At 43.8% G+C, this 25,179-nt stretch carries 25 protein-coding genes; 16 read left to right on the forward strand and 9 right to left on the reverse strand.

Features of this window, described 5'->3' with window-relative positions:
• Positions 1 to 35 precede the first annotated feature (35 nt).
• Together PO771_RS08570 and PO771_RS08575 are read right to left on the reverse strand one after the other, a co-directional pair.
• Positions 36 to 1,463, reverse strand: coding sequence for an alanine/glycine:cation symporter family protein (locus PO771_RS08570; RefSeq protein ID WP_272562846.1), 1,428 nt, complete (start codon positions 1,461 to 1,463; stop codon positions 36 to 38).
• Positions 1,464 to 1,487: 24 nt separating this feature from the next.
• Positions 1,488 to 2,483: a glutaminase gene (locus tag PO771_RS08575; protein WP_272562847.1), complete on the reverse strand. Its 996-nt coding sequence runs from the start codon at positions 2,481 to 2,483 to the stop codon at positions 1,488 to 1,490.
• A 295-nt stretch (positions 2,484 to 2,778) separates the two neighbouring features.
• Between PO771_RS08575 and PO771_RS08580 the strand changes: the two genes are divergently transcribed.
• Both PO771_RS08580 and PO771_RS08585 read left to right on the forward strand, forming a co-directional pair.
• On the forward strand, positions 2,779 to 4,095 hold the full coding sequence (locus PO771_RS08580; protein ID WP_272562848.1) for a sensor histidine kinase: 1,317 nt from the start codon (positions 2,779 to 2,781) through the stop codon (positions 4,093 to 4,095).
• 5 nt (positions 4,096 to 4,100) lie between these two features.
• Positions 4,101 to 5,033, forward strand: coding sequence for a DNA-binding domain-containing protein (locus tag PO771_RS08585; protein WP_272562849.1), 933 nt, complete (start codon positions 4,101 to 4,103; stop codon positions 5,031 to 5,033).
• A gap of 58 nt (positions 5,034 to 5,091) precedes the next feature.
• On the opposite strand, the gene PO771_RS08590 is transcribed toward PO771_RS08585, so the two are convergent.
• Positions 5,092 to 5,604, reverse strand: coding sequence for a DUF2867 domain-containing protein (locus tag PO771_RS08590; protein WP_272562850.1), 513 nt, complete (start codon positions 5,602 to 5,604; stop codon positions 5,092 to 5,094).
• A gap of 209 nt (positions 5,605 to 5,813) precedes the next feature.
• Between PO771_RS08590 and PO771_RS08595 the strand changes: the two genes are divergently transcribed.
• The 4 genes from PO771_RS08595 (at position 5,814) to PO771_RS08610 (ending at position 8,647) form a co-directional block, all read left to right on the forward strand.
• Complete coding sequence (locus PO771_RS08595; RefSeq protein WP_272562851.1) at positions 5,814 to 6,392, forward strand: pyridoxamine 5'-phosphate oxidase family protein; 579 nt, start codon at positions 5,814 to 5,816, stop codon at positions 6,390 to 6,392.
• A 15-nt stretch (positions 6,393 to 6,407) separates the two neighbouring features.
• The gene (locus tag PO771_RS08600; protein WP_272562852.1) at positions 6,408 to 7,274 is read left to right on the forward strand and encodes a polysaccharide deacetylase family protein; all 867 of its coding nucleotides are present in this window, start codon (positions 6,408 to 6,410) and stop codon (positions 7,272 to 7,274) included.
• 43 nt (positions 7,275 to 7,317) lie between these two features.
• Positions 7,318 to 7,776, forward strand: a complete 459-nt coding sequence (locus tag PO771_RS08605; protein ID WP_272562853.1) for a hypothetical protein — start codon at positions 7,318 to 7,320, stop codon at positions 7,774 to 7,776.
• Positions 7,777 to 7,930: 154 nt separating this feature from the next.
• Entirely contained in the window at positions 7,931 to 8,647 is a 717-nt protein-coding gene (locus PO771_RS08610) for a class I SAM-dependent methyltransferase (RefSeq protein ID WP_272562854.1), read from the forward strand.
• 16 nt (positions 8,648 to 8,663) lie between these two features.
• Here the strand turns inward: PO771_RS08610 and PO771_RS08615 are convergent, their stop codons facing one another.
• Entirely contained in the window at positions 8,664 to 9,350 is a 687-nt protein-coding gene (locus tag PO771_RS08615) for an LrgB family protein (RefSeq protein ID WP_272562855.1), read from the reverse strand.
• Entirely contained in the window at positions 9,325 to 9,711 is a 387-nt protein-coding gene (locus PO771_RS08620) for a CidA/LrgA family protein (protein ID WP_272562856.1), read from the reverse strand. Before PO771_RS08620 ends, PO771_RS08615 begins: the two co-directional genes overlap by 26 nt.
• 187 nt (positions 9,712 to 9,898) lie before the next feature.
• Between PO771_RS08620 and PO771_RS08625 the strand changes: the two genes are divergently transcribed.
• The gene (locus tag PO771_RS08625) at positions 9,899 to 10,477 is read left to right on the forward strand and encodes a thermonuclease family protein (protein WP_272562857.1); all 579 of its coding nucleotides are present in this window, start codon (positions 9,899 to 9,901) and stop codon (positions 10,475 to 10,477) included.
• Between the two features lie 46 nt (positions 10,478 to 10,523).
• Here PO771_RS08625 and PO771_RS08630 read toward each other — a convergent pair whose 3' ends face one another.
• Positions 10,524 to 11,093 (reverse strand): hypothetical protein, encoded by a 570-nt coding sequence (locus tag PO771_RS08630; RefSeq protein WP_272562858.1) that lies wholly within the window; start codon positions 11,091 to 11,093, stop codon positions 10,524 to 10,526.
• 441 nt (positions 11,094 to 11,534) lie between these two features.
• Between PO771_RS08630 and PO771_RS08635 the strand changes: the two genes are divergently transcribed.
• From PO771_RS08635 to PO771_RS08670, 8 genes are all read left to right on the forward strand, one after another.
• On the forward strand, positions 11,535 to 11,879 hold the full coding sequence (locus PO771_RS08635) for a lmo0954 family membrane protein (protein WP_272562859.1): 345 nt from the start codon (positions 11,535 to 11,537) through the stop codon (positions 11,877 to 11,879).
• A gap of 22 nt (positions 11,880 to 11,901) precedes the next feature.
• On the forward strand, positions 11,902 to 12,549 hold the full coding sequence (locus tag PO771_RS08640; protein WP_272562860.1) for a PspA/IM30 family protein: 648 nt from the start codon (positions 11,902 to 11,904) through the stop codon (positions 12,547 to 12,549).
• A 92-nt stretch (positions 12,550 to 12,641) separates the two neighbouring features.
• Positions 12,642 to 13,376 (forward strand): cell wall-active antibiotics response protein LiaF, encoded by a 735-nt coding sequence (gene liaF / locus PO771_RS08645; RefSeq protein ID WP_272562861.1) that lies wholly within the window; start codon positions 12,642 to 12,644, stop codon positions 13,374 to 13,376.
• A complete protein-coding gene (locus tag PO771_RS08650; RefSeq protein ID WP_272562862.1) occupies positions 13,373 to 14,419 on the forward strand; it encodes a sensor histidine kinase in 1,047 nt (348 codons plus the stop codon). Before liaF ends, PO771_RS08650 begins: the two co-directional genes overlap by 4 nt.
• Complete coding sequence (locus PO771_RS08655; RefSeq protein WP_272562863.1) at positions 14,412 to 15,044, forward strand: response regulator; 633 nt, start codon at positions 14,412 to 14,414, stop codon at positions 15,042 to 15,044. Before PO771_RS08650 ends, PO771_RS08655 begins: the two co-directional genes overlap by 8 nt.
• A gap of 141 nt (positions 15,045 to 15,185) precedes the next feature.
• Positions 15,186 to 16,643, forward strand: coding sequence for a PAS domain-containing sensor histidine kinase (locus tag PO771_RS08660; RefSeq protein ID WP_272562864.1), 1,458 nt, complete (start codon positions 15,186 to 15,188; stop codon positions 16,641 to 16,643).
• 64 nt (positions 16,644 to 16,707) lie between these two features.
• The gene (locus PO771_RS08665) at positions 16,708 to 17,445 is read left to right on the forward strand and encodes a VCBS repeat-containing protein (RefSeq protein WP_272562865.1); all 738 of its coding nucleotides are present in this window, start codon (positions 16,708 to 16,710) and stop codon (positions 17,443 to 17,445) included.
• A gap of 161 nt (positions 17,446 to 17,606) precedes the next feature.
• On the forward strand, positions 17,607 to 18,128 hold the full coding sequence (locus tag PO771_RS08670; RefSeq protein WP_272562866.1) for a PadR family transcriptional regulator: 522 nt from the start codon (positions 17,607 to 17,609) through the stop codon (positions 18,126 to 18,128).
• Positions 18,129 to 18,181: 53 nt separating this feature from the next.
• Here the strand turns inward: PO771_RS08670 and PO771_RS08675 are convergent, their stop codons facing one another.
• A complete protein-coding gene (locus PO771_RS08675; RefSeq protein WP_272562867.1) occupies positions 18,182 to 19,837 on the reverse strand; it encodes an outer membrane protein assembly factor BamB family protein in 1,656 nt (551 codons plus the stop codon).
• A gap of 403 nt (positions 19,838 to 20,240) precedes the next feature.
• On the opposite strand from PO771_RS08675, the gene pdxR reads away from it, so the two are divergent.
• A complete protein-coding gene (gene pdxR / locus PO771_RS08680; RefSeq protein ID WP_272562868.1) occupies positions 20,241 to 21,686 on the forward strand; it encodes a MocR-like pyridoxine biosynthesis transcription factor PdxR in 1,446 nt (481 codons plus the stop codon).
• Positions 21,687 to 21,815: 129 nt separating this feature from the next.
• On the opposite strand, the gene PO771_RS08685 is transcribed toward pdxR, so the two are convergent.
• Positions 21,816 to 23,111, reverse strand: a complete 1,296-nt coding sequence (locus PO771_RS08685) for an ABC transporter ATP-binding protein (RefSeq protein ID WP_272562869.1) — start codon at positions 23,109 to 23,111, stop codon at positions 21,816 to 21,818.
• Between the two features lie 10 nt (positions 23,112 to 23,121).
• The gene (locus PO771_RS08690) at positions 23,122 to 24,849 is read right to left on the reverse strand and encodes an ABC transporter permease (protein WP_272562870.1); all 1,728 of its coding nucleotides are present in this window, start codon (positions 24,847 to 24,849) and stop codon (positions 23,122 to 23,124) included.
• Positions 24,850 to 25,179: the final 330 nt, after the last annotated feature.

A 25,179-nucleotide genomic window follows, 5' to 3' on the forward strand; every position in this document is an offset into this window, starting at 1 on the left:
ACGTGAGAAAAACCGGGTATACACCCGGTTTCATGTTACATACTATTTGCTTTAGTAGAGCTTGATGGAGATTCATCCCAGCATTCAACATTTTGCAGATTTTCAATGCTGTCTTTATAGAAAACAGGCTCTTTCCCCGCTTTTTTCTGTTCCATATAATCATGTAATGCAGCAAAAGCCACTTTTGATAACATAAGAATAGCAACCAGGTTTACTAAAACCATGAGGCCCATGAATAAATCAGCCATATCCCATACAACTTGAACTTTTGCAACGGAACCAAATATAATCATGGCTAACACACTGATTCGATATACAATCAACCATTTTTTACTTGTGTGTAAAAAGCGAATATTTGTTTCCCCATAATAATAGTTACCAATTAACGAACCGAATGCAAACAGGAAGACAAAGATAGCAAGAGCGCCTGATGCCCAGGAACCGATGTGTTGACTTAATGCTGCTTGTGTAAGTGCAATACCATTTAGCCCAGGTTGTTTATACGCATCAGAAAGTAAAATAATAAAGGCTGTGCTTGTACAAATAACTAATGTATCTGTCAGTACGCCAAATGCTTGAATAAGTCCTTGTTTTACCGGGTGGCTTGTTGTTGCAGTTGCGGCAACGTTTGGTGCACTACCCATACCTGCTTCATTCGAGAATAATCCCCGTTTAACGCCATTCATAAGCGCAGCACCGATTGAACCGCCTGCGAATTGTTGGAAGCCAAATGCATTTTTAACAATAAGAGAAAGAACCTCGGGCATTTTTGTAATGTTTGTCAGTACGACAAATAATGCAACACCAATGTATAACACAGCTAGAATTACAACTTTGTATTCAGCTGCTTGTGCAATACGCTTCACACCGCCGAAAATGATTGCAGCAAAGGCAGCAGTCATAATGAGCCCCACAGTTAAGCGGTCTGTACCGAATGAATTTTGGAAAGCAACGGTAATGGTGTTTGATTGTACAGAATTAAATACAAGACCGAAAGATAGCGTAATTAAAATGGCGAATAAGACACCCATCCAACGCTTGTTCAAGCCTTTTTCCATATAATAGGATGGCCCGCCCCGGAAACCATGTTCATCTTTTACTTTATAGACTTGCGCTAACGTACTTTCAACAAAGCTGGATGCTGAGCTAATAAGAGCAATAATCCACATCCAGAATACGGCTCCAGGACCGCCTAATGCAATGGCAATGGCAATTCCGGTAATATTACCTGTTCCAACGCGAGCTGCCATACCAATACAGAACGCTTGAAAAGGTGAAATGTGATCTTTAGACCCTTTTCTTCCTTCCATTAAAACACGAACCATTTCTTTCAACATTCTAAATTGTACAAAACGAGATTTAAATGTGAAATAAAGGCCAATAGTGATCAGCAGAACAATTAGTAATTTAGACCAAAGAAAATCATTTGTTACACTCACGAAATTTTGTAACAATTCTTGCATAGTACCACCTCGTATAAAATATTTTTAGAAAATATTTAAGTCCCAGCTGTTTGCAATTTGTTTCAATAGCATAACCCCTGCGACGCTATTTCCATACTCGTCAATAGACGGACCGTAAATTCCGATGCCACATCCACCTTGAAACGGGGAGTCGTCCGCTCTAACACGTGATGGAACAGCTGCCATAATCCCTCCAGAAACCCCGCTCTTAGCAGGCATCCCAACAAAAGCGGCAAATTTCCCCGAAGCGTTGTACATGCCGCACGTAAGCATTAATGCTTTTGTGATCCTAGCTATTTCTTTGGGGAAAACTTGTTTCTTGCAGATCGGATGGTAGCCATCATGAGAGAGGACTAATCCAAGTAGGGCGATGTCTTCGGTGTTGACTTCGATGGCACATTGTTTCAAATAAACTTCCAGCGCTTCTTCTACTTCTGATTCCAGGAACCCAATTTCCTTAAGATAGTGAGCCAGAGCCCGGTTTCGATGAGCGGTTTGCCACTCTGATTGAAACACTTCTTCATTGATCGTCGGACGCTTTCCTACTATTTCTTCAAATAACGTATAAAGAGAGTTCAGTTTTTCTGCTGGTGATCCGCCTGGAAGAAGGGAAGCGACTGTAATGGCTCCGGCATTGATCATCGGATTAAATGGCTTTCCAGGTTTATGCATTTCTAAACGAATAATCGAATCAAACGGATCGCCTGTCGGTTCGACATCGACCCGGTCTAACACATAAGAAATACCGCGATGCAAGCATGCAGCGACAAAGCTCATCACTTTTGAGATGCTTTGCATCGTAAAAGGGACGTCCCAATCGCCTGATTTTTGTACAGTCCCATCAGACCCAATCATACAAATGCCGAGCTGTGCTGGATTTGCCTTTCCTAGAGCAGGAATATAGGTGGCACAGTGTCCTTCAGTAGTAAAGGAGCGATAATGTGTGATCCATTTATCCAGACATTCTAAGCTTTGATGATGGTTTTGGCCTGTCTCCTCATTTTTTACGGCCTGAACCATAGTTTTCACCTCTCACCTTGCTGCTTACCTATGAAACGATAAAATTGCCAATACTTATCATTTCACGTCGGCTAGATTTAATACGTGACCCCTTTCTCTGGAAGATATTTCATTTGGAAAGCGCTTTCAAACATGTTACTCATAAAGATATAATGGATCGTACAGCACGGACTACAAAATAAAACAAGAGACGACAAAAAATCCCCTAAAAAAATTTTCAGAAGTGTATCACATTGTTTGGATATAAACAAAGTAAGCGTTGTGTTGTATACTGATTTGCAAATAACATGAGGAAGTGGCATCTTTGAACATCAGCCCTATAGTAAAAAAGGACATCTTTATTCTTGTTCTGATGATGGTTACTGTTCCATTAGCAGGTCAATTAAATTTTTATCCGATGAACGAAACGTTCCGTGTCAGTTTTGGGGCACCAACGTTTTTCTTCTTTTTATTACTGTTCCGCAAAATACCCGTTGTTTTGCCAGGATTTTTGACGGGAATACTGATGGTAGGATTTCGTATTTTCCTGGATTGGATGATGCAGGGGAATTTTAACTTGCTATCTTCTTTTGCCGAATACTACTCAAGTTTTTTCTATTATTTCACGTATGCGGTTATTTTTTATTTGGTAAAAGCCAAACGATTTTACAGTCAGCCGTTACTTCTCGGATGTATAGGCATTGTGATCGAAATATTGGCTGACCTGGTAGAGTTACTGACGCAGCATTTCGGATTAGGAACAACCATTACGTTAGCAGCCTTTAAAGAAATTACGATTATGGCGATTTCCCATAGCTTTCTTGTACTCAGCTTTTTCAATATGATGAAATTGTATGAATCACAATCGCGGGAGCGGCAGATTAGAAAGCAGAATGAACATATGCTAATGCTCATCTCCAACTTATATGAAGAATCCGTTCATTTAAAAAAAACATTGCAGAATGCTGAAAACATCACCAAAAAATCGTATGATCTATACAAACGTTTAACCAGCTTGAAAGGCGATCAGACCGTGTTTCCGGTTGAGGAGTTAGGAAAACAGGCATTAAAGATCGCTGGTGAGGTGCATGAGATTAAAAAAGATAATCAACGTATTTTTGCCGGACTTTCTAAGCTTATTTCCGATGAAAGTCTTGCAGATTATATGGACATACATGAACTTGTCGACATCATTGTGCAAACAAACGAGAAGTATGCCCGCTTACTGGGAAAAAATATTCAGTTTTTACAAATAATTGAGGGAGTTCATCCGCATTACCATGTTTTCACGGTTCTGTCGATCATCAATAATATTGTGGCAAACGCAGTAGAAGCTATTACGGATACAGGAATCATTACCATCACCCTGAAAAGGGAACATGATTCGGTTGAATTTCAGATCGGGGATAACGGTCCCGGTATTACCCCGAAGCATAAACAGTTAATTTTCAAACCGGGGTTTACTTCTAAATATGATCATTCTGGAAATCCTTCCACAGGGATTGGACTATCTTATGTAAAAGAAGTGGTGGAACAACTTGAGGGGAAGATTACAGTTCAGGATGGACCTGACGGAAAAGGCTCGATGTTCATCATTTGCTTGCCGGTTGATCATTTGATTATGAAAGGGTGATTTCGATGCTTTTTTTTATCACAGATGATGATGAAGCGGTGCGCTCCATGCTGGCACAAATCATCGAAGACGAGGATTTAGGAGAGGTAGCAGGGGAAGCAGAAGATGGTTCCTTGATAGATGGCCATATGCTAACCTTGAAAAACATAGACATTTTACTGATTGATTTATTAATGCCGGATCAGGATGGGATTGAAACCGTTCGACGGATAAAGCCATCATTCAACGGAAAAATTATTATGATTTCGCAAGTAGAGTCAAAAGAAATGATCGGGGAAGCGTATTCGCTCGGCATCGAATACTACATCACCAAACCGATCAACCGGATCGAAGTGTCGACGATCATTCGGAAAGTCATCGAACAAACGCGGGTCGAAAAATCCATACAAGACATTTACCGATCATTTAATACCATGCTGAAATTGGATAATTCCCAGGATCAGCCGAAAAAAACGTTCAACGAACAACAAATTCGAACGTCCGGTCAGTTTCTGCTGGCGGAGTTAGGGATAGCGGGTGAAAAAGGGAGTAAAGATTTACTGGACATGCTAGATTATTTATACCAATACGAGCAAGAACAAACGTTAAAAAATGGAATCCCGGCCCTTAAAGAAATTTTTTTGAAGGTCGTTCAAAAAAGACTTGGAAAGAGAGCGGCAGAGTCAGAAATAAAAAAAGAGGTCAAGGCTTCGGAACAGCGCGTTCGCCGCGCTATTTATCAGTCATTAAATCATTTCGCCTCCCTTGGGCTTACTGATTTTTCGAATTGGAAGTTTGAAAATTACGCATCGAAGTTTTTTGATTTTGCAAGCGTACGGAAAAAGATGACAGAATTAGAGGAGGATTCAGCATCATCAACCACTCTTGCTGGCATCAATACAAAAAAATTCATTCAGGTTCTTTATTTTGAAGCAAAACGGGTACATTTGGAGTCGTAATCAAAAAAGCACCACCGCTGCCTTACTCCGGATAGCGATGGTGCTTTTTGGTGTTCCTTTACACATTACGCATCATGCTTTTCAACATGGAAGGTACGATTAGCTTATGAACTCTTCCGACAATAAAAAAATACAGTCGCCCAAGCCAATTGTGGTAATAAACCGTCGTGGATACAGTGGCACATTTCATTCCGTTCCTGTCCTCTAACAAGATGGACACACGAAAGTCTAAGTGACGATCATCTTCTCCCATTACGATCTCGTTAGCTGAGCGATTGATTACACGGAATATGCCGACCTGACTTCCCGGTTCAAATGTTATATGCTGCAAATCTGCTGGCTTAGATGTCTTTAGCCCAATCAAATTTACTAGTTTGTCTCGTATTTTCATTAAGCGGGCGACCCAGGAAGGGGAAGAAGCTAAAAACAGGCGCGAAATAGAATCTACATCGCAAACTAACTCGTTTGGCAACGTAACTTTGTAGGCATCTGCATAATGTATGTGCGAAAAAGCTTGTTCTACTAAGGATCTTTCGGGAAGGGCAACTTCTTCAATCGTGTATTTCTCCATTAGTATGCTCCTTTGGCTTAGAACTTGAACTAACTCTAAATAATCAATAATTTTCTACGATTCACTCTCAGCGCTTTCTAATTTTTGTATCGGTGATATATGAAAATGTTTATAGAACAAACCTATTCGTATGATAGAGAATATATATTTTCTTTATAGTGGTTGGAGTGATAAAAAGATAATAAAAGATACTGGAAGGAGAAGGTAATATGGGAAAGCTTTTTTCAACGATACTCCCTGAGCATGAAGAATTTATTAGGAAGCAGCGAATATTTTTTGTTGGATCGGCTCCTTTAGGGGAAGAAGGTCACATCAATATTTCACCAAAGGGTTATGATGTGCTGCGTATATTTTCGCCGACAGAAGTGGCTTATCTGGATTTAACAGGCAGTGCGAATGAAACGAGTGCTCATGTAGAGGAAAATGGTCGAATTACCTTGATGTTCCTCTCTTTTGAAGAATCGCCGATGATTTTACGTCTATATGGTAAGGGGCGTGTGATCCTGCCAGGTACACCTGAATGGGATGAACTACTTCCGCATTTTGAGCTTCTTCCAGGTGCGCGACAGGTGATTCACGTTACGATACATACGATAAAAACCTCGTGTGGTTTTAGTGTCCCGCTCTTTTCCTACTCGGGTGAACGTAACACTCTGCAGCAATGGGCAATGAAGACCGGCGAGCAGGGGATTAAAGAGTATCATGAGAAGAAAAACTATGTAAGTATGGATGGACTGATTACTTCATTAGGTCAGCAAGAAATGAAACCGATTCTTCCTGAAGAATAAAAGGAGCTAATCCAGATGATGAGATGGAGACTATTAAACATAACAACCCCGTTACTTTTATCCCTTCTTTTAACGTCTTGTGCAGCGAATAAAGATCAAGTACAGCAACAAGGTGTGACTCCTGTATCACACAATACGCAAAAAGTTGAGGAACAAGGCGCTTCGCATGATCAAGCGGTAAAATCGTATCTGATCAAAAAATATAGCAATCAAGCACCTACAGCATGGGGCGAATTTATTCCGGGTATCCATCGTCGATTACACACAAACGAAAAGGTGATTGCGTTAACTTTTGATGCATGTGGAGGTCCCCACGGCAGTGGGTATGATGTAGATATTATCAACTATTTACGGCAAATGAACATACCCGCGACTTTATTCATCAACAGTCGCTGGATTGATGCTAATCATGAGACCTTTATGACGCTGGCTAAGACGCCGCAATTTGAAATTGAAAACCATGGGTATCTTCATAAACCTCTTTCCGTAAATGGGCGCTCGGCATGGGGGATTAAAGGAACGGTAGGTGTAAGTCAGATTGTGGATGAAGTAGCCATGAATCATCGGAAAATTGAACAACTTACAGGGAGAGCTCCACAGTTTTTCCGTACAGGTACAGCGTTTTATGACGATATAGGCGTGAAGATTGTAGGGGAACTTGGAGAAAAGGCTGTAAACTATGATGTTTTAGGAGATGCCGGAGCTACGTTTACCGCAACGCAAGTTAAGCATGCGTTATTATCTGCTAAACCAGGCTCTATCGTGATTTTACATATGAATCAACCGAAAGGAGAGACGGCAGAAGGTCTTAAACTTGCCGTTCCACAATTGATTCGGGAAGGCTATCACTTTTGTAGACTGAAGGATTTTCCACTCCAATAATAGTCCGTCAAGTACTTATAGACAATGAGTAGGAGGGCAATTTATGAAAAAAATAAGTATAAAATATGTTGTAATTTTGGGGCTGTTACTGGCGGTATTAGCAGGTTCATCTACCCCTGGACTTGCCGCGATAAACATATCACAATATTCGTCAGCCTCCAATAAATATGCGATTGCGGGTATCGAGCAACCGAAAAAGTTTGAAGCGTTTTTCGTGAAATTTCAAACCTTGGTGGCAGAAGGAGATAAAAAGGAGGTGGCTAACTATATGAAATACCCGGTCGTTGTTAATGGCAAGGAAACTGCGAATCAGACAAAAAAACAGTTCATAAAAAATTACGATAAAATTTTTACCCCCAAAGTAAAAAAAGCGTTAGCGAATCAAAAGGTGGAGAATTTGTTTGTGAATGCTCAAGGTGTTATGGTCGGAGACGGTGAAATTTGGTTTGGTGTTTCGACGCAGAAACCAGAACGGTATCAGGTAATCGACATCAACAAATAAGTGCAAACGGATAAATTCATCATGTAAGAAGCTATCAAGGGGCTGGTTGAAACACCTGCCCTTAAATTAGAAATAATATGGTCTGAATTTACAAAATAGTTTAATTTTTGTGTTATAATGTATGAGAATACTGCGCATAAGGAGGAGAAACAAAATGAAAAGCTGGAAAGAAGAACAGGTTGTTCAGGCGTTTATGGATGTCCGTCCGGGCATTCCATACGGGGCGGATCAGATGAAGATTATGGTACAGCTTGTAGCAGAGTTACATGATAAACCAGCATCTATTCTTGACCTTGGATGCGGAGATGGAATTACCGGTGAAGTACTGTTGCAGCTGTATCCGGAAGCGTCCGGTGATTTCATCGACCAGTCAGAGCCGATGCTTGCCAAAGCAGAAGAGCGGCTGGCTGCGTATCCAAGCATTCGAATCATACAGGCAGACCTGGAGACAGAGAAGCTGTCAGATATAACAAACCGGACATATGACTGTATTGTATCCTCATATGCGCTGCATCACCTGACACATCCACGTAAGCGCAGTATATATGAAGAAATCTATCAGGCGTTGAATCCCGGTGGAGTGTTCCTGAATGTGGAACATGTAGCCTCACGGAGTGAACGAATGGAGGCGATCTGGGATCGTACGCTTGTCAATCATATTTATGAGCATCGCCGCACTGTTGAGCCAGCTGTAACGGAGCGGGATGTATGGAATGCTTATATAAACCGAGCAGATCGATTTGATAACATTTTGGCTCCAGCAGAAGACCAATGTAACTGGCTTCGAGAGTGTGGATTTGCAGATGTTGATATTTATTTCAAATATTTTGAGCTCGCTGTATTTGGTGGACGAAAAAATGGCGTCCGTTAACGAACGCCATTTCTGATTATAGGATATGAGGTATAAGGGTCGGCAAAATAATAGAAGTAACAATAGCTGTCAGCCCCATGGCTACTCCGGCAACGGCTCCGGCCAGCTCGTTTTCTGTGGCGGCCTGGGCCGTTCCTTGTCCGTGTGAGACAACTCCCATAGCGAGTCCATAGGCGAATGAACTTGTGATGCCTGAACGCTTCAACAGCCACGGTCCGATCATTGTGCCGAGTGTTCCGGTTAGTACAACGAACGCCGCGCTTAGCGTAGGATTGCCTCCGATCAAAGCGGTAATCTCCAGAGCAATCGGCACCGTGACTGACTTCACGCCAAGGGATGCGACTACATCATGGGGTAGACGGAATAAGAGACCGATCAGCACGGCTGATAATGTTGTAGCCAGTGCACCTATTACGATGCCTGCGGCTGCAGGGATACTGTATGTGACGACAAGCTGGCGATTTTTGTACAGAGGTACGGCAAGTGCTACCGTAGCAGGGCCGAGGAAAAAGGTCATAATCTCTTTCCCAGGTTTGTATTGTTCAAATGACAGACCGAGTATCAATAAGACAGTGATAATAAGTGCGGTGCTGAAAAATACAGGAGTCGTAAAGGGTGACGGATATTTCCGGGCTACGAGGCGACTGAGCATGTAAGCACCGACCGTAAGCAGAATGCTACATAGTGTTACGAATGTGCTCATTTGCTCGCTCCTTTCTGCGTTCAAGCAGCTGGGATAGTCCACTAGTGACGAGTAAACCGACCACAGCGCTTACAACGAGTGACGTCATAATCGCAACACCATTCATCACCAGAAGTCCACCAACTTCCATTAGTCCCACTGCGACGGGAATAAAGAAAAATGCGAGGTGTCGAATGAGAAAGGAAGCGGCGCTCTCGATCCAGGCAAGCTTAATGACACCGGTTACAAGCAGAATAAATAGCAGCAAAAGTCCCATTACATTGCCGGGAAACGGGAGATGGAGCCGTTCGGTAATAAAGTAGCCGAGCTCGTTAAGCACCCATAACCCGACTAGCTGACATACAAAAAATAACACTTTCATAGTTATGTGTCCTTTCTTCGATTTGGAATCATCTGATGATTGCTAATTTTATTTTACGGGAGATTGTTTAAAATATCTATACCATTATGGGACTGAGCATTCGTCAGCGCACAGTAAGATACAGAAGCTTGTGTATCCGTCGACCGTTCTGTACAATAAATAAGTTACAGAACGGAGGGTATGACAGATGAGAGTAATGCGTATGAGATTTTTACTACTACTATGCAGTGCTGTGCTTCTGCTTGCAGCTTGTAATGGTCCGGCACCGAAGAGCGCTTCAGATGAGTGGAAGGCAATTGTTTCGACATCGGACAAAAAGCTGGAAAAAGCGACAGTGAAGCGGGTAGTAGACGGCGATACATTTGCGGTAGATGTGAATGGTAAGGAGAAGAAAGTACGCATGATTTTGATGGATACGCCAGAGTCAAAAGCGCCGAATCGTCCGCAAGGTTATCTCGGAGAAGAAGCGAAGCAATATACGACGAAGCGACTCACAGGGCAGACCGTATGGCTGGAGCGTGATGTGAAAGCAACTGACCAGTATGGACGCTGGCTGCGGTATGTGTATCTGGATGTGGCAGGCGGAAAAGGTGAATTTTTCAATGGAACACTTGTCCGCAGTGGATATGCGCGGCTCGCAACGTTCCCGCCGAATGTGAAGTATGTAGATGATATCCGAAAATGGCAGACTGAAGCACGAGAAGCAGGACGCGGCGTCTGGAAAAATATTAAAGACGCGTTTCCTGATCGAAAGGTTGAGCAATAAGAAAAAATCCCCTCTGCTACTAATGAGAGGGGATTTTTTGTGTCTGCTATGATCCGAAGAATGTTTTAAGAAAGTCAGTATCCATTGTAGAGATTTTCCAACCGGATTCGGTTTTGGTCAACTTGATTGTTTGAGTAGTTGTGATCGTAGGAGCAGAAGGGTCTTTTATGCTGGCTTCTATTTTTTCTAATACCTTATGTTCCGCTTGCGTATCGTCATTCATTTGGCCTGACATCGCTTCAGATACGATGCCTTTGGCTGCTGCTCCAGAAATCTTTAGCATATTAGGGACGGTAATTTTCACAGAGATCGTGGCCTCATCTCCCTTGATATCATACGAACCGGTTTCATATGTTAGCTTCTGCAAGAATAGTTTGGCTACCTTTTCGCCTTCTGGATCAGCTGAAAGCTCACGCAAATCTTGATCGTCTTTCTTCAGGAAAGAAGCAGCTTGCTGGAATTCTCCCCTTTGCAATGAACCAAAGAAATTCTTCACAATGATATCAGGAGAATCGTTATTTGCTGGTGCAGCAGTTTTTTCACTTGAACAACCTGTAGCCAGTATCAATCCACCTAATAGCATGATAGCAACGAGTAAATACTTGTGTAGATTCATCTATAAACCTCCAGTATTATTTTGATATACTAAAAATGTAACATAATCCCATTACATTTGTTACCACCTGGAGGATGAACACATCTACTTCCTAGGACTGATTTTTTTCTTCATAAGTATGAGCTAGGGAATGGCTCACCATTTATTTCGGCATATAAATAAGGAAGGGGCTGTCTCAAAGGCTGTAATACAGTGATTGAGGTAGCCCCTTTTTGTAGAATCGACAATGTTTGGTGAGAGGGAGTGGGCGCGTACAGGAGCTCCTCCACCACACGGCCGTGAAAAATCGCTTATTCGTGTTAGGTGGCTATGCTAGCTGTTTATATTCGAAGGTCTGATGCTCTCTACGTCTGAGGTCGTAGATGAAATTCAAGCGGAGGTTCGTTATGAGAACCGTAGAAATTCGGTACCATGAATAACAAGAAGGGAGGAACAAATCATATGAAAAAATTTGGTCTGTTACTAGCAGGAGGGGTTGCAGCAATCGTAGCTATTGCTAACTTCGGCCCGATGATCGGTCTTGCGATTAGTGCCGCTATTTTATACTACGCGGTAAAAGGATTCCTGCTTGCGGATTCCACATGCAAAAAAATCCTCTGGGTGTTGATCGGGCTTGCGGCATTAAGTGCAACTCTATCCAACATGCCAGCACTGTTCGGTGTAGTTGCCATCGGAATCCTGTACCTTGTGTACAAAAAGTGGAACGAACAGCCGTCGCATACAAAAACGCCAGAAGATCCATTCACGAATTTTGAGAAACAATGGGACGCACTGCGCCAATCTTAATCAACCATAAGGAGAGAATACGATGAAAAACTTATTTGCTCGCATTAAACATTCCATTGCCGCTGATTTTCATGAAGCACTTGATAAGAAAGAACAGAAAAATCCAATCGCGCTCCTAAATCAGTACTTGCGCGAATGTGAGCAGGAAGTAGAAAAAGTTCGGATGCTAGTTGAGCGTCAATACCGTCTTAACGAAGAGTTCACACGGGAATACAGCCACGCGCACAGTATGGCAGAGAAGCGCAAGCATCAGGCAGAAGTAGCGCTTGGGGCTGGGGAAACGGAATTGTATGATTTTGCGCTCCAAGAGCAAGCGCAGTACGAAGAACGGGCTATTCGATTGCAGGAATCACAGCAGCAGGCGGCTCACCAGCTTGCCGAGCTTGAACGTCGTTATGAGGAAATGAGACATAAGTTAAAAGACATGTATATTAAGCGAATGGAACTGATGGGTCGAGAAAATGTGGCGCGTGCCCAGCACCGCATCAGCCGTGTGCTCGAACCAGGCGGACACATGGGGACGCCATTTACACGCTTTGAAGAAATGGAACACTACTTAGATCGCATCGAACGTCAGGTGAACATGTCCTATAACCACCATACGATTGATGCGAGAATTGCACAGTTAGAAAAACTGGCAAAAAAAGATGAGGTTTCGTCCGTTTCGTAATATAATCAGGGTAGCTTAAAAAAAGGCGCAGGAAGTTGCGCCTTTTTTCTCATCATGATAGATGCTTCTGCCCGAGAAAGGAAGGGACCGCTATGCCGCATCGCAGTAAGACGGATTTTATAAACTGGGCGATTTTTATCAGCCTGATTATGCTGTTGCTGGAACTTTCATTTTCTGGAGGCGGTGCGATTTTCTTTGTAGGTAGTATGATTGGGTGTATATACATTGGACATAAACGTTTGCCGCGCCTGACAGGGAAGCTATTTTTCTGGTTTGGTGTCGTAAACCTTGGGATTGCGGTGCTCAATACGGTCGCGTTTCGCTTCTGGGCGTTTATTCTGATTGCTTATATAGTCGTACAGTTCGCACAGTCCAAAAAAAACCCGCATCTCATTCACCCGATACTAGGTCGGTCGCAGCCGATCATAAACGAGGAGACACTCGTTGTTCGGACTCCTATGTTTCGCAACATATGGCTCGGCCCGAGACAGACACCGGAACACGCTTATGAGTGGAATGATATCATTGTGCAGACTGGCATCGGAGACACGGTGATTGATCTAAGCTCAACAGTGCTTCCCAAACAGGAAAATGTCATTGTCATTCGCAACCTGGTCGGGAATGTGCAGGTGTTAATTCCGTATGATGTAGGCGTAAGCGTGCATCATTCTGCTGTCGCGGGAGCGGCTACAGTATTCGAATATCAGGAGCCAACTGCGTTTAACCGTGTGCTCCATATCGAGACGCCAGGCTATGGACAGGCCGGTCAAAAGGTGAAAATTATGACAGTCATGCTGGTGGGCGATCTGGAGGTGAAGCGCATATGAATGCACTTCAGCGCCAGCTTGCCCTTAGTATCGGTCTGGCTTGTCTGTCGGCGGTTATTACGGGTCTGCTGACTTTTCTTGTCTATCCTCTTCCCGATTGGTCTCATCTGTGGACGACAGAACTATTCGGATTTCCGTTTGTTCTCGCTGCATTAGGGATTATCATGGGGATTGGCATTGGTTTTGGACTGGTATACGGTCTATTCTGGCAGCGGCAGTTCCAGACAATAGAGGGCGTGCTGCATGAGCTTGAACAAGGTCGGCGTATCGAAGCGCAGCCAGGCAGTGGTGTGCAGGAAGTAGATCGGATTGGAATACGGATTGAGAAGCTTCAGCAGCAGATGGGAGAGCAGGTGAAGTTGTCCCGTAAGCTGGCGATGGAAAAAGCGGAAGATCAGGAGAAGCGGATGCAGGAAATCATATCGCAAGAGCGTCATCGGCTCGCCCGTGAACTGCACGATTCAGTTAGCCAGCAGTTGTTTGCTGCTTCCATGCTTATGTCAGCGATTGCCGAAACCCCGTCAACACGTAATGAACGGGAAACGAAGCAGTTACGTATGGTAGAGACGATGATTCATCAGTCACAATTGGAGATGCGTGCGCTTTTGCTTCATCTTCGTCCGTTTGCGCTTGCAGGGAAATCGCTTCAGGAAGGAATGGAAGAACTGCTGGTCGAGTTGTCGCAAAAAGTTCCGCTTGCGATTGAATGGAAAATCGAGCCGATGCAGCTCGATAAAGGTGTGGAAGATCACCTGTTTCGTATTTTACAGGAGGCGATCTCAAACACACTGCGTCATGCCAAGGCCTCTCGCTTGGATGTGCTGCTCATTGAGCGTGACAACTTGATTATCATGCGAATTGTCGATGATGGCGTTGGATTTGATGTGGAGTCTGCGAAGGCAGGCTCATACGGGCTGCAGAATATGCGGGAGAGAGCGATGGAGTTGGGTGGATATAGTAAAATTATTAGTCTGCCGGGGCAGGGAACGAGTCTGGAAGTACGAATACCAAGGATGATGACAGGAGGGGAATCAGATGATTAGCGTACTGTTTGTCGACGATCATGAAATGGTGCGAATTGGTGTCACGTCCTATTTGTCCGCTCAGCCTGATATGGAAGTGGTTGGGGAAGCCGAAAATGGAAAACAGGCGGTAGAGCTTGCGCTCCGCTTACGTCCAGATATTATTCTAATGGATCTCGTCATGCAGGAGATGGACGGCATCGAGGCAACAAAGCAAATTATGGAGCAGTGGCCGGATGCAAGGATTATCATTGTAACGAGTTTCCTAGATGACGAGAAAGTATACCCTGCGCTCGAAGCCGGAGCGACGAGCTATCTTTTGAAGACATCAAGGGCGAGCGACATCGCAGACGCAGTCCGGGCCACTTATCATGGGCAGTCCGTGCTAGAGCCAGAAGTGACAGGAAAAGTCATGACTCGTATGCGTCAGAGGCAGGAACGTCTGCCGCACGAAGAGTTAACCGGACGAGAGATGGAAATTCTGCTGCAGATCGCGCAGGGCAAGTCCAATCAAGAAATTGCTGATGAATTATTTATTGCGTTGAAAACGGTCAAAACGCATGTCAGCAGCATCCTGAGCAAGCTTGGCGTGCAAGACCGTACTCAGGCCGTTATTTATGCATTTAAACATGGATTGACTACATAATGAGTAGCTAGCATCCTTATTTGAGGGTGCTTTTTTACTTGGGATTCGAAAGGAGGGTTTTATTTTCTTTTGTCGAAATTTTTATTTCATAATATAGGAAGTGCGCACAGTAAAGGCGGATCGGTTGTAGGAGGAGCGGTTTTGGCAAATAAAATCGAAGAAATGTGCAGGGATGAACAACTACTTGAACCGGTAGTAGTTGGAGTCGGGATTTTTTATGAAGATGAGTATGTATATGTAAACCCTAGTTTTGCTTCTATATTTGGCTATGCAAGAGAAGAAATCATACATAAAGCTAGATTAGTTGATCTCGTACATCCAAATGATCGTGATTTTGTAGCAGATCAGATCAGACAGCGGTTGTCTGGTGAGGCGGCGAGTGCGCGGTATCGGGCACGTGGTGTTCGGAAAGATGGAGTTGTGATTGACCTTGAATTATGTGGAGCCAGAACCGTGTATCAGGGAAAATCAGCGGTTATCACAATGATACTCGATATGACAGAACAGGTTCAGATCGCACAGGCATTACGGGAAAGTGATGAACGGTTCCGCAAGGCATTTGATTATTCTTCAATTGGTATGGCGCTCATATCAATTGAAGGTCAGTTTCTTAAGGTAAATGCGGCGCTATGCACAATGACAGGTTACATAGAAGAGGAACTGCTTACGAAGACGTATCGGATGATTACGCATGTGGATGATAGAATGGAAGACAGGGAAGTGGTTGAGCAGTTAGTAGACGGGAAAATCAATCACGTATCGTATGAAAAACGATATATCCATAAATACGGTCGGATTATCTGGATTCTGATTAATGTGTCAATTATTCGGGATGAGTGTAATGTTCCCCTTTATTTCATTGCACAGATTCAAGATATTACGGAGCGTAAGCAAACGGAGGAAATGCTCCGCAAGTCAGAAAGGTTGAATGCAGTCGGACAGCTTGCAGCAGGTGTAGCCCATGAAGTTCGGAACCCGCTGACGGTACTCAAAGGCTTTATTCAGCTTATGCAGGCACAGCGTGCAGATGAACAACAGGAGCACCTAGCGCTGATGCTGTCAGAGGTGGAGCGTATTGAAGCGATTATTACGGAATTCCTTGTGTTGGCCAAGCCACAAACCATTCGTTTTCGCACGAACAATCTTGCGGCGATCATTTCACATGTAGCTGCGCTGATTAGCACAAAAGCGGTAATGAACAACATTCAGATTAGCACAAGAATCGCTGCAGACCTTCCACACATTGAATGTGATGAAAATCAGATTAAACAAGTATTTGTCAATATGCTGCAAAATGCAGTCGAATCAATGCCAGAAGGCGGGTTGATTATGGTTACAGCAGCTCGGCTTGGCACTGATCGCGTGATGATTCGTTTTATCGATGAAGGGTGTGGGATTGCCAAAGAACGCATTCCACATCTTGGTGAGCCATTTTACAGCAACAAGGAGAAAGGAACCGGGCTTGGCCTGATGATCAGTTATAAAATCATCGAGAATCATAAAGGAACAATAAAAGTGGAGAGCAGAGTAGGTAAGGGAAGCGTATTTACGATTATTTTGCCATTATCGCAGTGTGTTGAAAAACCTTACGAATCATAGTATCGTATGCTTTTCTCCGCGCATACCATGAGGGAGCGAGCCATTCAGGAGGAGAGAAAAGCATATGTATGATTTGGATATGTGGATAAACCGTATGCCCGAGCCAGCAAGGCCGTTCATTGTACTGGATACGGCGATTGGGGATGTGAATGGGGATCGCGTGCCAGATCGTGTCTTTTTGGTCGGAACAAAACCATATGGAGCAAGCAGTCCACTGGTCGCTGATATTACGGTTGTCGTGGAGGACGGGCGAACGAAACAACGCTATCGCATTCCACTCGAACAAAATCAAGGCTATGGCCCGACGCTTTTTCTCGGTGACTTTACCGGGGATAAGGTGGCGGATATTATGGTCAATATGAGCTCTGGCGGCTCTGGCGGGATCACCTATAACTATGTGTATTCGTTTCTGAATAACCAGCCGCGCAAGCTGTTTGACTCCGAGCAGTTCAACCGCACGCATACAGGTACAGTAACGTATGAGGATTATTATAAAGTGCGCGTCGTAACGGAAAATCCGCACAATGTGTACATCCTCGATATACGCTATAAAGGTACGGATTATCTGAATGAAATCTATGATCCAAACGGAAAGTTGAAAGCTCCGTTAAGTGGTGACATTAATGGATTGGGTGGATTATATCCGGTTGATTTTGATTATGATGGAGTGTATGAATTGATGGCGTTCCAGCGCATTATTGGTCGCTATAATGCAGATGGTCTTGGTCTAGTTATGAACGTACAAAAATGGAAAGGTGACCGGTTTACCCCATTTAATCAATGGATTGCGATCAATGGATAAGCTGCCGCGAGAAAATAAGCGTTGCCGAGATGGGATCAGGCAGCGCTATTTGCTTTGGATTGTGCGATTAGTTGACGTTTTATGGGATCCGTTGTATTCTCCTTACAGATAGATGAAGAAACTTGAATTGATTTACATGCAAAAAAGAGGCGATTTTACGAATGGAAGAGCGAATTTTACTATTGCTTGGATTATTAAAAGTGCAGAGCCAGCACGGCTATCAAATTAATGAATTTATTGAGCGTAATTTAAGTCGCATTACGGATATGAAGAAAGCGACCGCTTATGCCACATTGAATCGGCTGCATCAGGACGGCTATATTTCGGTACAAACAGAACAGGAAGAAAATCGGCCACCACGCAAGGTATACTCGATCACAGAAAAAGGCGAGGGACGATTTTGGGAGCTGCTTCGGACAAGTCTAGCAGAAGCGGGACAGATGACGCTTCCAGGGGATATTGGCCTTATGTTTCTCGATCACCTACCATGTGAGGAAGCACTGTCGTATTTAAAGATCCGGCTTGTAAAGCTAGAGGAACAAATCGAGATGTATGCTAACATACCGCATCATGGCCAGCAATCGAGCATTGACCTAACTGTGGACCGTCGTCTGCGCTTACTGCAGAGCGATCGCGATTGGCTTATGGAAACGATCGAGAGACTATCGCAATCTAAAACATAAAAAACAGCCTGGTAGCCATGACGGCACAGGCTGTTTTTTATGTGAATCATGCATTACTGAATGTGAATGCCGTATATGTACGGCTCACGGGTGGCGATTACCGCCGTGCCATTAAACACAGCAGGTGTTGCTTCGATATTTGCATTAAGTGACAGACGGGTACGTTCCGTACCGTTTGCTCCGTCCAGCAGGCGCAGCATACCCGCAGAATCTCCTTGAAGAATGTACATGTTTCCCGCTGCATCATAGAGGTCGACAGGAGAGGACCAGGCGTACGCGGGTGTTAGCTGCCGCCATATCTCATGTCCATCTTTTTTATCGAGTGCTACGATTAATCCACTGTTGAATTCATGGTAGCGAGCAAGCGTGAAGATGACACGATCGGCTGCTTTTTGTTTGCCGACAATATTGGTGGCTAGTACACCGCCGTTTACTGGACGTGAACCTTTCAGAGAGAAACACGGGTACGTTTTTTCCCAGAGCACTTTTCCAGTGAGGCCGTCGAGCTTACGGATGAAAGCTGTGCCGGTTGTTCCCTGTTTATCTACCTCGCAGCCTGTATAAACCACCGGACGTCCCTGTTCTTCTTCGACGGTTAAGGTTGCATCCGTATCATCCCGCCCAGGTGCCATCCAGACAGGCTTCATCGTGGTAATATCGAGGCATTGAATGGTCCCACTATTATCTGCGAAATATACGTAGTTTTTGTAGGCAGAAAGTGAATTTTCTGTCCCGATTTCTTTTTGATCGGCCACCTTGTAGCGATAACGGGTTATCGTTGGCTTCACGGTAATCGATGGAGTAGTCCGGTTGAAAGTAGTATTGAGCTTAATGTTGTAGATAAGGCCATTTTCTCCACCGAGAATCATCGTATCCGTATCGCCGTGAATAAGCGGGGCTCCATCGAATGCACCCCATTTTCGTGTGGCAAGCTGGTCTTTCCCGTCAAGAAAATACAGGAGGGACTGGTCGATGAGGCTAAAAATACGATAGCCGATTTTCCCGGTCTCCGGAATCCCTTGTCCGACATATAGCAATGGGTACCCACGTGGATCAAGTGTCACACTTCCTTTGATCGGATTGCGAATGAGAATAGGTGGTCGAGATGGCTTGCCGGTAGCCAGATCAAGAAAATAGATGCGTCCGTCAAGCGAGGCGTAGATCACCTCGGTAAAATTCGGACGGTTTTTGAATTCTGCATACAGATTCATCATATCTCGCGTCCGATCTGGCCAACGGACAATGGCCGGTTGCCCGGTCCAGCCGGCACCACCGCCCCAGCTGCTGCGAGACGTTTGTGCCTGCCAGAGTTGGGTGAGGGAGGTAGCTGATTCGATGGTACCAAAAGAAGGCATCGTCCGCTGCGCGTTTCCGCGAAACGTGAGGATACCCTCTATAGTAGGTACATCTTGTGGGGCAAAGACAGGCAGTGGATCGGCATGAAAAGCTGCCAGTGGGTGACTGCCGGAAAACAGTGCATAAGATAGCCCGGGTATGGGAGCGGTAGCACCCGCAAGTGGGGCAGGTGGACGCCCGTCCGGCGACTGCGCAGCAGCGGGCTTTGCGACTGCTTCTACAGCCTGTGTAGCCGATTCTGGCATAGGAACTTGCAGATGTGCCAGATAAAGCAGGGTGGCGACTCCTCCGATCACCAGCGTACTGGTGCCAAGGAGCGCAAACATAAGGCGAAACATGCGTCTACGATTCACAACGTAACTCCCTTTTTCTTAGTTCAAATGGGTTACTTTTTATCGTAGCACCTTTTTTGACCGCACAAAAGAGGGAAGTATACGTATGTGAAGCGGATTACAGAACATCTTTGTTTTTTTTATAAAAAATCCATATTGCGCCGAAAAAAACGATAAAGCCGAGGTGGGGAATTACAATCAATAACATTGTGCCGTTCATAATGGTCAGTTCATTCCTTTGATAAGAGATTTTTAGCCTGTATATAGAATACATGCTTGTGAGGCGGATGAACCCATCCACTTTATATTTTTATAGGCCATCCACCAGGTTTTTAGCAGATATTGAGTAGGATAAAACCAACCAGTCAGGTTATTTTTTGGATGAAGTGATTTATAATAGAGCGTAAAGAGAAGGAGGGGCAGCATGGAGTGGAAGCTGGATCGTTCAAGCCATACACCGATGTATCGACAAATTATCAAGTATGTAGAGTACCGGATTTCAAACGGTGAATATCCACCGGGGAGTTTATTGCCGTCTGAACGTGCGTTGGCTAAGGAATTAGGAGTTAATCGAAGTACGGTTGTGACGGCTTATGAGGAATTGCGTGCGTCAGGACTTGTTACGAGTAAGAAGGGGAGCGGAACGAGGGTCGGTTTGTTTGGGCAGGAGGCAGGATACAATCAGCTTCCTGACTGGGATCAGTATGTAATCGGGGGCTCACTTTTGCCGAATGTACCACTCATGCGCCGCATTTTTAAAGAAGCCCGAAATGAAAAAGTAATGGATTTAGCTACCGGGGAACTATCGCCCGATTTATTTCCCCGAGCGCAGGTTGAAGAGAGGATGAGGACGGCGCATTTTACGTTTCAATCCGGATATGAACATCAGCAGGGAAATTTACAGCTGCGTGAAACGATTGCCAGCCAGTTAAAACGAGATCGGAATATTGATACCGCTTCTTCCTCGGTTTTGATTACGTCCGGTGCTCAGCAGGCGCTCTATCTTATTATTCAATGTCTGCTTAAACCCGGTGATACGGTTGTTATTGAGGACCCGTCCTATTGCTATTCGCTGCCTTTGTTTAAATCGATGGGCATTAAAACATGCTTGCTTACAGCGGATAAGCATGGGATTAATCCGGATGATATTGTGATGTTCCATCAGAAAAATAAAATTCGGATGATATTTTTAAACCCGACGTTTCAAAATCCAACCGGAATCAGCCTGCATCCAAAACGAAGAAAAAAGCTGCTTGAAATCGCAGTTGAATACGGGATCCCCATCATTGAGGACGATCCGTATACGTTAACGGCGTTTGATACAGAAGCGCCTCCGACGTTGAAATCAATGGATGACTATGGTGTTGTTCTCTATATTAGTTCGTTGTCTAAAATCGTGTCGTCTGGCTTGCGCATTGGGTGGATGGTCGGTCCACAGCCGGTCATTAGCCGATTGGCCGATGTAAAGCAGCAAATTGATTTCGGGCAGAGTATTTTCTCACAGTGGATGGCGAATGAAGTTTTGACTTCTCCTAATTTTGATGAACACATTCAGGAGCTTGGCTTAACGCTGCATAGGCGAAGAGATGTGATGATACAGGCTTTAGCTAAGTATCTTCCGAATGAAGTGGAATTCTCGGTGCCGAAAGGGGGCATCCATCTATGGTGCAAACTAAAAAAACATGTGAGTGAAGGGAGATTGCTGGAGCAGGCAATTGAGAATGGGATGATTTTTATGCCAGGAAGTGCGCTTGGGTCAACAGAGGGATATGTCAGATTTACGTTCGGTCGCACGGACGAGATGTACATAGAAGAGGCGATTGCCCGATTTGCACGTGCGCTGCTTTGTAATGGGATCGACAACGTGTAGGAGTGAGGAGTGGAAAAGGGGAGGGGGCTGTAACTGACCGCTTCTTAGCGAGCGTACTGAAGTGACGATGTCTCTCGCCCGATCCCACTCCTTCACAACATGTTGACATAACACCCATGCCGATGCAATTTATTCTTCTTGTGATTCCTCAGGTTCAAGGAACAGTAGCTTTGTCGCTTCTTCATAAGCAAATAATTCTGCATAACGTCCCCAATCAATCGTGATATCTAATTGATGTTCAGCTTCTTCTGTACCAAAGTGCTGTTTATAAATCTCATTGAAAAATTCTCTCGGCATTTTATTGTTAGACTTTGATTGGAGGGTCCATAAAATCTTTTCCATCATAGGTACATGTTCAAGTACCTGCCGTTTAAAAATATCTTTCCGTTCTAATACGTTTGCCTCTGCAAACTGATGACCGATAGGGGTCAAATCAATATCCCCCTGCTGCACATTTGCCAACCCCAGTAACCTTGTCGCTTCAACAATATGTAAAAAGTCTTCTAGGTTTAAACTGAATTGATCGGCCAATTTATACAGATCAGCTGTATTTCCTAAGTCATCCAATAACTCGATAAATCCGGTAAGCGCGCCAGAGGGAGCTTCAGGGATCGGCTGCAGTTTCTTTTTCTGCGTGTCAGAAACAATGACGGGCTTAGTCTCTCTGTGTGTTAAGATCGAATAAATTTTATCAACTAATTCGGTAAAGTGTGGATCTTGCTTTTCTCGCCAATGACTTAATGTAATTGGGATATCCGCAATGATTCGTGCAGGATCACGAGATAGTACGACAGCTCGATCGGACATATATACAGCTTCCTCAATACTATGAGTCACCATGATAATGGATTTGGTTGGAATTTTTTTCTCCATCCAAAGTTCGAGCAAATCCCGTTTCAAATTTTCCGCCGTCAATACATCCAGAGCTGAGAAAGGTTCATCCATGAGTAAAATATCTGGTTCCATCGCCAAAGCGCGCCCGATCCCAACCCTCTGTCTCATCCCACCGGACAACTCCTTCGGATAAGCACCCTTAAAGCCATCTAGTCCCACCATATCAATGATTTCTAGCGCCCTTCGTTCTTTTTCTTCGTCAAGTAGAGATTTATGTTCGAGCCCTACTTTTACATTCTCTAATACAGTCAACCACGGAAAAAGAGCAAATGACTGGAATACCATGCTAACGCCTGGATTTGTTCCTTGAATTGGTACACCATTGTAAGAAACAGAGCCTTGTGTCGGAGCAATCAATCCAGCAATGATTCGAAGTAAGGTTGACTTTCCTGAACCAGACGGTCCAAGAATGGATACAAATTCACCTTCAGCAATTTTAAGATTGATATTTTCTAAGATCGTTACATTTGCTGTGTTAGATACATCATATTTTTTTGTCACTTGATTTACATCAACCAATATATTTTTCATGTGCTTCACCCTATCCAATGTGATATTTCTTTTCGGCTAGCGTATAAAGTTTTCTCCAGAAAAGACGGTTTATCACTACAACCAAAATGGCCATCACCATAATTCCCCAGATGATTTGTGGCCAATTTCCGTTCGTTGTAGCCTGAGTGATAAAGGAGCCTAAACCGGTTGCTTGTAAAGTGTGATCTTTCCATGAAACCATTTCTGAAACAATACTTGCATTCCATGCTCCACCGCTTGCTGTAATTCCTCCTGTAATTAAATAAGGGAATACGCCGGGAAGAATCAGTTTTTTCCATGTTTGCAGTCGTGTTAGTCGTAAAACTTTCCCAGCTTCACGTAGATCGGATGGAATTGCCATAGCCCCTGCAATAACATTAAACAAAATGTACCATTGGGTTCCGAGCATCATCAGCGGAATCGCGCCTATTTCCATATTGATTCCATATTTGATATAGAGAATTGTCAAAAATGGAAATGTCATATTGGCCGGGAAAGAAGCTAAAATCTGCACAATGGGTTGGGCGATCCGTGCGAGCTTCGGATGAAAGCCAATCATGACACCTACAGGCAAGGTCCATAAGATTCCTAACAGAGTTGCAACGAACACACGGCCTGCTGTTAATAGTCCGAACCATATAACTTTTAGAAGCTCCGATACAGATAGCTTACTGATTTCCAAGATTCCTTCGTACACGTACTTTGCAATAAAAATGCCCACTACGATTCCAATTAGCCATTTGATCATTGGTGTAAGCTTTGAAAATTGTTTTTGCTGCTGCTTTACTTTGTTTGTTTTTGCTGTAATTCGGACAATCCAGTTATGAATATACGATTTACACGTACGCATGATATATTGTAAAAATCGCGCACGGCGGATGATGTTATATAACCAGGAAGTTGTAATGTCATTTGCTTCTGTTTGTTCGTTTTTAAATTTTTGCGACCAGGCTACGAGCGGACGCCAGAATAGTTGATCAACTACGAGAATCATGATGACCATGGTGAGGATCGCATAAAAAATTGCAAAAATATTCCCCTGATCGACCGCAGTTGCCATATAGGATCCGATTCCTGGGAGATGAATATCTTGATTCAGGACGGTGATCGATTCGCTAGCAGCGAGGAAAAACCATCCTCCTCCAAATGACATCATGCTGTTCCAAACAAGTCCAATCATCGAATAAGGAACTTCCAGCTTGGTGAAGCGAGCCCAGCTCCCCAATTTATTTATTTTGGCTGCTTCTTGCAGATCATGAGGAATCGTAGATAATGAATGATAAAAGCTAAACGTCATATTCCAAACTTGCCCAGTAAATATCGCAAAGATAGAAGCGCATTCTACACCTAATAAACTGCCGGGAAAGAGCGACATAAACCCGATCACGGTCACAGATAAGAAACCAAGTACCGGTACGGACTGCAAAATATCAATCGCAGGAATCATAATTTTTTCAGCCGTTCGGTTGAATGCTGCAATCCGTCCATAAATGAACGTAAACAATAAAGAAGCTGCAAAGGCGATAAACATGCGAAGCAATGATCTGCCTGCATAATAGGGCAGATAACTCGGGTCTAAATTAATTTTAGGATGTTGTATGGTTGAGAAAGGGACACGCATTCCGGCCCCCAATTTTAAAATAGAAAACAGAACAGAAAAAATAGAAATAATAACAAATAAATCCGCCCAACCGAACTTTTTATTTTCTTCAAATGAAGAGAATAAATTTATTTTCATAATAACTCCCTCCTGTCTATACACAGCATAAAAAAGCTCTCCTGATGATAGGAGAGCTTGAATAAAACAGACTTCTGATTTTTACCTTTTCACACGAATGTAGCCACTACCATATCCCGCCCTACAGGTGAACATGGAAATAGTGGCAAAAAACAGAAGCGTGAAGAGAGGATAGAAATCTTGCTTTCCCATTACATAAGATATGTATACTAGGCTTTACTTGTTCAAATACAAGTCGACTACTACTATCCATTTCCAGTATCCCCCCTTAAAAAATAAAAAACCCTGCTCAGTATGAGAGGGTAGCATAAATAACAATACATATACGTA

Source organism: Aneurinibacillus uraniidurans, assembly GCF_028471905.1.
GTDB classification, from domain to species: domain Bacteria; phylum Bacillota; class Bacilli; order Aneurinibacillales; family Aneurinibacillaceae; genus Aneurinibacillus; species Aneurinibacillus uraniidurans.